We start from the raw sequence: 8,049 nt of genomic DNA on the forward strand, positions 1-8,049 counted from the left end.
GTTTTAGTGAGCAAATTATAGCAATTCTCTTGCTGAGATTAGGGATTATTGTTGATAAAAAAACTTCTAAATCCCACGGCTAGTAGGGAACCACTTAAGACAGTTATCAATGTCCAAATTTGATTTTTTTGGGTTCCTTCGACTTTCTCTAAGCGTTTATTCATGTCATCAAATTTACTATCAAGAGTTTTAATATCACCTTTAACTTCCGTGAGTTCAATCTTTAAATCGGTAGTATCTTTTTGAAGATTTTTGACATCAGCTTTTATTTCCGCTTGTCCATTCTCGATCACCTTCAATCGATTGTCCACCTCAATCAGTCGAGTTTCCGTGGTAGTGAGTCGCGTTTCCACGGTAGTGAGTCGATTGTCCACGGTAGTGAGTCGATTGTCCACCTCAATCAGTCGAGTTTCCATGGTAGTGAGTCGATTGTCCACGGTAGTGAGTCGATTGTCCACGGTAGTGAGTCGATTGTCCACCTCAATCAGTCGAGTTTCCATGGTAGTGAGTCGATTGTCCATGGTAGTGAGTCGATTGTCCATGGTGGTGAGTCGATTGTCCATGGTAGTCAGTCGATTGTCCATGGTAGTCAGTCGATTGTCGATCTCGTTGAATCGATGTTCGATTATCTTCTGTCCATTGAGGATTAAATCTTCTAGTCTTTTTAAATCATTATCCGTAGCAGTGGTGGTGGTCATTGATTAAACTCCTATAATTTCAATTTGCTCTTATTTTTATTATTATAGCCTTTCTTATAAACATGAAGTATGATCGGCTCTCTTGGGTTCGGTGGGTAAAATATATTATAGGATACATTCCTGCTGGCGGTCGCAACGCGCTCGCTACGCGAGATCAACTGGAACGAACCACAAAGACACAAAGGACACAAAGATTGATCGCTTCCAGATAATCTAAACTTATCACACAAAAAATTAAGAGAGCTTATGAGCTAATTTGGTATTGACGACCGACTCCCCACTTCCCATTCTCCTATACCTTTCAAACAGGATTATTATTAGCTATAGATTTGCTGCTTGAGCAAATATGTTCACCGATCATCACTCCCGTTAGAGTGAGATAAGATTAGCTCTCATTCCTCACCCTAACTACTAGGAAAAACCGGCAATTAAATTAGGCACCTTGGCGCAATTTGTCCAAAACCGATCGATCTTCTAGAGTAGAAGTATCACCAGAAATCTCTTGACCTGATGCTAAAGTTCGCAAGAGACGACGCATAATTTTACCCGATCGCGTTTTTGGCAGTACATCGGTAAAACGGATTTCTCCCGGTCGAGCAATAATGCCAATTTCCTTGACAACGTGATCCTTTAATGCTTGCGCTAACTCCTGACTCGCTTCATAATGTCCCTCCAGAGTCACAAAAGCATAGACTTCTTCCCCTTTAATTTCATCCGGCCGTCCCACCACAGCCGCCTCTGCTACCGCAGGATGAGATACTAAAGCTGATTCGATCTCCATAGTCCCTAAACGGTGGCCAGAAACGCTAATTACGTCATCAACGCGCCCCATTACCCAGAAATAACCGTCCTCGTCCTGACGACTACCATCCCCAGCAAAATAGAGATATTGGCCATCTTTGGGGGCGATCTGTTCCCAGTAGGTATTGCGGAAGCGATCGGGATTTTTATAGACTGTTCGCATCATACCGGGCCAGGGATGTTTGACCACCAGATAACCCCCCTCATTCGCGTGGGTGGGATTGCCCTCTAGGTCCACCACTGCGGCGATAATACCGGGAAAAGGGAGGGTTGCTGACCCCGGTTTGGTGGCAATTGCCCCGGGTAAGGGAGTAATCATAATTCCCCCGGTTTCCGTTTGCCACCAAGTATCGACAATCGGACATTTTTCCTTACCGATAACCCGGTGATACCACATCCACGCTTCCGGGTTAATCGGTTCTCCCACGGTTCCCAGTAAGCGCAAAGAGGATAAATCCCGGCTATTGGGGATGTCTTCACCCATTTTGATAAAAGCGCGGATAGCAGTGGGAGCAGTATAAAAGATATTAACGCGATATTTCTCGATTACATCCCAAAAACAGCCTAAATTAGAGGGACGGGGAACCCCTTCATACATTACCGTCGTTGCACCATTAGAAAGGGGTCCGTAAACGATATAACTATGGCCGGTAATCCAACCCACATCGGCAGTACACCAGTAAACATCGGTGTCTTTTAGGTCAAAAATCCATTTGCTGGTGACATGGGTGTAGAGATTATAACCGCCGGTGGTGTGGACGACTCCTTTCGGTTTGCCGGTGGAACCACTGGTATAGAGGATAAATAACATATCTTCACTATCCATCGGTTCGGCCGGACAATTAGCAGATACCTGTTTTTGTAGATCATGCCACCAGTAATCGCGATCGGCAACCATATTGATTGGTTCCTTGCTGCGCTGAACAACGAGAACTTTTTCCACACTGGGGGCGCTATTATCGGCTAGAGCCAGATCTACCTGTTCCTTGAGGGCAACGACTTTATCCTTGCGGAAACCACCATCGGCAGTGATTACCACCTTAGCAGTCGCATCATTAAGACGCTCGCGCAAAGCATCGGCACTAAATCCCCCAAAAACTACACTGTGGGGCGCACCAATTCTGGCACAGGCTAACATAGCGATGGCCGCTTCGGGAATCATCGGCAGATAAATTCCGACCACATCGCCTTTTTTAACGCCTAATTCCTTTAAAGCGTTGGCAAATTGACACACTTCTCGGTGTAACTGTTCGTAGGTAATGGTGCGGCTGTCCCCCGGTTCTCCTTCCCAGATGATGGCGGCTTTATTACGTCTCCAGGTGGTGAGATGTCTGTCAATACAGTTGTAACAAATATTAATCTTGCCGTTGACGAACCATTTAGCAAAGGGGGGCTGCCAGTCAAGAACCTCTGACCATTTTTCAAACCAATGTAATTCTTTTTCGGCTAATTGGGCCCAAAAAGCCGGGGGATCGGCCTTGGCTTTGGCGTAGAGTTGCTGGTATTCTTCAAAGCTTTTAATTGTGGCATTCTGAGAAAATTCGGCACTGGGAGGAAACAGCCGATTTTCCTGTAGGACTGATTCGATCGCTATTTCTGTCATACTGGCAAACGAAATAAATTATCTTGCGATCCAGATTACCTTTTTCGGTTCCCCCCGTAACCCCGGCAAGCAATTCTTTAAGGCTATTTTAGAATTGCCCGATCCCTGACTAGCGATCGCCATTTGGCCCCAAGTGTTACAGAGTTTAAAGTTATGTCACCGATCGAGCGATGAACAGATCGCTGTAAGGTAAACTAACCGATAAACCCGAAATTTAACATGGAGAACACTCGGTAAGGAGTCATAATTCAATGTCTCATAGCGTTAAAATTTACGATACCTGTATCGGTTGCACCCAATGCGTTCGGGCTTGTCCCCTCGACGTGCTGGAAATGGTCCCCTGGGATGGCTGTAAAGCTGCCCAGATTGCCTCTTCCCCCCGCACGGAAGACTGTATTGGTTGCAAACGTTGCGAAACCGCTTGTCCGACGGATTTCCTAAGCATTCGGGTTTATCTCGGAGCAGAAACCACCCGCAGTATGGGTCTAGCCTACTAGGCCTGGCAATCATTCTGTGTTTAACATTTAGCGAAAACTAATCTTGTTAAGAGGACTAACCAGTCCTCTTTTTTTGTTATACTCCCTTCGCTAGTTAGGGCTGGCTGAAAAAATCGGGGCGAAGCATTCGGATAGAAAATCTACGGTTTCAGCAATAAGTTATTGCCCGAATGCTTCGCCCCTACAGGACGCAATCGCCGATCAAGATGCTCCCGTTTTTGAGTCACTAGCTTGAAAATCTTGCAGCTGCTTCGCCAAACAGGCCACCAAACCCCTTACCTCGTCTATATTTCACATTTATTCAGCAAACCCTAGTTAGGTAATTCTCCAAAAAGTTGACGATATTTTTGCAGTTTTGCCTCCATTTCTACTAACTGCTGATTGGCCTGTTCTGCCCGTTGGCGTTCATTTTCAGCCCGTTGCTTTTCCTGCTCCAGTAGTTGATTAATTTCGCTGTAGGACAAAAATTGAGTGCCATCAGGACGATAAATTTTTAACTCGTCGGTTAAGTCAAAACGAATGCCTAAACGGGGACTCACCCAATTATTAACCTCACTAACACTGTCTAAACTGTCACCAATTCGCTGCCAAGCTTCTAGAGTATTATCATCGGGATCATAGACGTAGTATTCCTGGACTCCATAGCGATCATAAAATAGCAATTTTTTGGCCATTTCGATGGAGGTGTTACTGGGAGAAAGAATCTCAAAGACAACTTGAGGAGCAAGATTATCCTCTTGCCATTGTTTGTAGGAACCTCGATCGCCTTTCGGTCTGCCCAATACTACCATCGTATCAGGAGCGGCGGCAATTTTCGGCTGGCCTTCCACGGGATACCATAACAGATCCCCCGCTACAAATACCTGGGGATCATCGATATATAACCAGTCGAGATTCTGCTTAATCGTTACTATCCAGTTAAATTGTTTAGTATTATCTGCCATCGGTTTACCGTCGCTCTCAGGATAGATAATCTCGTTTTTGTTAACTTGACTAACCATGGGGAATACCTGCCGAACTCATTGGGCTATTTTTATTATATAATAAATTTGAACTAAGTAAGGAAAAGACCGATCTTGATTTTAGAACTACAGCAAGTAAATTTAGCTATCCGACGGGGCAGTGCTTATCTGTTAGAAGATCTTAATTTTGGCGTGAAATCGGCGGAAAAGTTAGCTATTGTCGGAGCATCTGGGGCAGGAAAAACGACTCTTTTGCGATTGTTAAATCGTTTGCAGGAACCAAGCACGGGAAATATTTATTTTCAAGGTAAATCGATTAGGGAAATACCGGTTATTTCCCTGCGACAACAGATAGTTTTATTGCCACAAGAGTCGAAATTATTAGGGATGACTGTTCGAGATGCTCTCGCTTATCCTTTGCAATTAAAAAAACTTACACCTGCCGAAATTAATCAGAGAATTGACCATTGGACATCCCTATTAAAAATTCCTCAACAGTGGTTTGAGCGCGGGGAGTTAGAATTATCTTTAGGACAAAGACAATTAGTGGCAATTACCAGAGCTTTGCAGTTAGAACCGAGCATATTGTTATTAGATGAACCCACCTCTGCTCTAGATACAGGCACGGCCACCAGGTTATTAGAAGTATTAAACAATCAAAGTTCAATGACGATAATTATGGTCAATCATCAACTGGATTTGTTAGAGGAATTTGCCGAGCGAGTCATTTATCTAGAAGCGGGGAAAATTAGGTCAGATTGCCTTGCCAATCAATTAGATTGGTTAGGGTTAAAAACTCAGTTAATTGACCTAGAAAAATCTCGACAAAGTGACCACTGGTAAGATTAACTTAAAATTGCTGCGCCCTCCTGAAAAACTAATAATTCTCCTGAATTAATCGGTGTCCAAACTTCATTATCAGTTAAGGGAGTAGTGGCAATTATTGCCACTTGATCGCTCGGACTGGTTAAAGCTTGAAAATCAACGCTCACATCTTCATCAATTAAATGAGCAGCGGCAAAAGGATATTGACGGATTATATAGCTTAATTTAGTTGAACAATGGGCAAAAAAATGTTCACCATCGGATAAAAGATAATTAAAAATACCTTGACAAGCGATAGAGGTTGTGATAGTTTTCAGGACTTGATAGAGTTGTTCTAGGGAAGGTTTGCCCTGGGGAAAACTCTCTCGCAGGGTATTAAGAATTAAACAGAAAGCTCTTTCCGAATCCGTGTCCCCAACCGGTTGATAAAAATCTCCCGCAGCCGGTGAGAAATTTTCTAAATGACCATTATGGGCAAAAACCCAATATTTTCCCCACAATTCCCGCTGAAAAGGATGACAGTTTTCTAGTTTAATTTCTCCTTGGGTAGCTTTGCGAATATGGGCGATAACATTGGTAGAATGGATGGGATAGTTTTTAATTAATTCCGCAATCGGAGAAGCGATCGAGGGTTTAACATCAATAAAAGTTCGACAACCTAAACCCTCAAAAAAAGCAATTCCCCAACCGTCTCGATGTTCGTCGGTTTTTCCTCCCCGCGCACAAAATCCCTCAAAGGAAAAACAGATATCCGTGGGGACATTACAATTCATGCCTAAAAGTTGACACATAGTTGCTTGAGTTTGAATATCAGATGCCGGCAAAATTACTTACTGCCAGCAGCCGTGACAGGAGACAGGAGAATTTTTTCCAGCTGCCTCTTGCCTATCCTAGCTAAGAAATTAATCTGGCACTAAGTAGGTAGGTGTTAAAAACTGTCAGACACCCCCCTTATCAAGGCTGACAGGGTAGGGTTGATTCATGAATCAACCCTACTATGAATCAACCCTAGGGGCAGGGGGGGGGAGATTCGGCTAATCTAAGAAAAAGCGGTTTAAATGCGTCTTAGCTTACAAGCTAGAAGAACAGCAAGTTTTCCATTTTTGGGCGATAGAAAGGATTAATGCTTTTTCTGCTAGGGGTAAATTGGCAGCCTGTCGGTCGATTATATCGCTTAATTCCCCGATAATCCGATCTCTAGTCTCTTGGGAGTAACTTCTCTGTGCTAAAGCTATTTCTGCGATAACTCGATTTAAACTGCTGATAGCTTGCCAAGTTTGCGGACGTAATGACGGTTCTGCGGCAATGGGGGCAACCTCCAGGGAAGCGATACTATCGGGAGTTGCTGCCTGACTAAACCGGTGTAAAGTTTGGGCGAGGCTATACATTTCTTCCCCGTAGGCGAGGGAACGTACCACAGCAAAGGCTGTTTCGGCTTTTTCGGTGTCCTGTTGGTGAAGATACCAAAAACCAGCGGCGGCGGCGCGAGCAGGAGTATCTAGACGGATTTGGCTGTCAGACCAAGAAAACGGTTTCGCCGACGCATATTTTAACAATTGCCAATCGGAGGGATTTTCTGCCAGACGGGAGACGCGATAGATAATTTCTGCCTCTGGGAATTGCGGTAAAACGCGATTAACGGCGGCAAGGACAGGAATAAACTGGCGGCTGTACCGAAGGTATTGATTGAGGTTATTAATAGCCGTTTCCCAGTCTTGCTGTAACCATTGTTGTAGAGTGGAGGTTAACCCCGGCAGCGGTAGAAGGGTAATACGGGGAAAAAGTCGCCCTTGGGGGCCTGCCAAAAGCCCGATTAGCCAATTATCAGGACGGAAAAAGGCGAATATAAGCACCACGCCCCACACCACGCCCCACCACACGCCCGACAGCACGCCCGACAGCACGCCCGACAGCACGCCCGACCCCACGCTCGACGCCACGCTCAACACCACGCCCGACACCACGCCCGACACCACGCCCGAATCCACGCCCAACACCACGCCCGACACCACGCCCCACAACACGCCGGACACCACGCCCCACAGCACGCCGGACATTGCGCCCAACGCCACACCCCACAGCACGCCCAACGCCACGCCCAACGCCACGCCGGACACCACGCCCCACACCACGCCGGACACCACGCCCCACACCACCACGAACCACACCACGCCCCACACCACGCCCGACAGCACGTCCCCCCAATTAACAGAAAGTCCTAAATTTGCTGCTATGCTACAGATAATTAGAACGATAATTACAGTTAAGAGAAGACCCTGAATCCTTAGACGCAATTGTACGGGATGGTTATCGCCGCCGTCTCTCGTTTCCACATACCAGCGCACTGCTTGGGGAAAATAAAACAGCCAGTACAACAGCAAAAGATAATCAAAGGGATTCCATAAAGATAAATCGCGTCTGAGTTTAGGGGCGAGATTAATGGTGGGGACGGTGCTTTCCTTCATAATTTTTATCTCTGGCTATTTACCCGGTGATGGTTTATTAAGTAGGTAGGTGTTAACTGTCAAACACCCCCCTTATCAAGTAGGGCTGTTTCATTCTCCCATCAGAATATCAAAAGTAAAAGCGATCACTATCAGGTAAAATGAGAAGTGACCGCCAACTTTTTAAATATATGTTGAGCTTAATAGAAAAACTAAAAC

6 protein-coding genes and 2 pseudogenes are annotated in these 8,049 nt (G+C 45.3%); 2 read left to right on the forward strand and 6 right to left on the reverse strand.

The genetic code is table 11. The annotated features are described in order from the left end of the window. Nucleotides 1–38: 38 nt before the first annotated feature. The 3 genes and pseudogenes from EWV66_RS12115 to acs all read right to left on the reverse strand — a co-directional run bounded on the left by EWV66_RS12115 (nt 39) and on the right by acs (nt 3,102). Entirely contained in the window at nt 39–698 is a 660-nt protein-coding gene (locus tag EWV66_RS12115; protein ID WP_052275552.1) for a tropomyosin, read from the reverse strand. 19 nt (nt 699–717) lie between these two features. Next, a pseudogene (locus tag EWV66_RS24415) lies at nt 718–924 on the reverse strand (hypothetical protein). Nucleotides 925–1,131: 207 nt separating this feature from the next. Continuing rightward, nucleotides 1,132–3,102 carry an acetate--CoA ligase gene (gene acs / locus EWV66_RS12120; RefSeq protein ID WP_287107648.1) on the reverse strand — a complete coding sequence of 657 codons (1,971 nt, stop codon included), beginning with the start codon at nt 3,100–3,102 and terminating at the stop codon, nt 1,132–1,134. A 251-nt stretch (nt 3,103–3,353) separates the two neighbouring features. Here acs and psaC point away from each other — a divergent pair, with 251 nt between their 5' ends. Next, nucleotides 3,354–3,599 carry a photosystem I iron-sulfur center protein PsaC gene (gene psaC, locus EWV66_RS12125; protein WP_002734319.1) on the forward strand — a complete coding sequence of 82 codons (246 nt, stop codon included), beginning with the start codon at nt 3,354–3,356 and terminating at the stop codon, nt 3,597–3,599. 311 nt (nt 3,600–3,910) lie between these two features. Here psaC and EWV66_RS12130 read toward each other — a convergent pair whose 3' ends face one another. Beyond that, nucleotides 3,911–4,600 carry a Uma2 family endonuclease gene (locus EWV66_RS12130; protein ID WP_287107647.1) on the reverse strand — a complete coding sequence of 230 codons (690 nt, stop codon included), beginning with the start codon at nt 4,598–4,600 and terminating at the stop codon, nt 3,911–3,913. A gap of 75 nt (nt 4,601–4,675) precedes the next feature. Here EWV66_RS12130 and EWV66_RS12135 point away from each other — a divergent pair, with 75 nt between their 5' ends. Continuing rightward, entirely contained in the window at nt 4,676–5,404 is a 729-nt protein-coding gene (locus tag EWV66_RS12135; protein WP_287107645.1) for an ABC transporter ATP-binding protein, read from the forward strand. Between the two features lie 2 nt (nt 5,405–5,406). Here EWV66_RS12135 and EWV66_RS12140 read toward each other — a convergent pair whose 3' ends face one another. Together EWV66_RS12140 and EWV66_RS12145 are read right to left on the reverse strand one after the other, a co-directional pair. Then, nucleotides 5,407–6,177: a class II glutamine amidotransferase gene (locus EWV66_RS12140; protein ID WP_287107644.1), complete on the reverse strand. Its 771-nt coding sequence runs from the start codon at nt 6,175–6,177 to the stop codon at nt 5,407–5,409. Nucleotides 6,178–6,465: 288 nt separating this feature from the next. Beyond that, a pseudogene (locus tag EWV66_RS12145) lies at nt 6,466–7,851 on the reverse strand (hypothetical protein); the annotation flags it as partial. Nucleotides 7,852–8,049: the final 198 nt, after the last annotated feature.

Source organism: Microcystis sp. M_OC_Ca_00000000_C217Col (assembly GCF_007095585.1).
Taxonomy (GTDB): Bacteria; Cyanobacteriota; Cyanobacteriia; order Cyanobacteriales; family Microcystaceae; genus Microcystis; species Microcystis panniformis.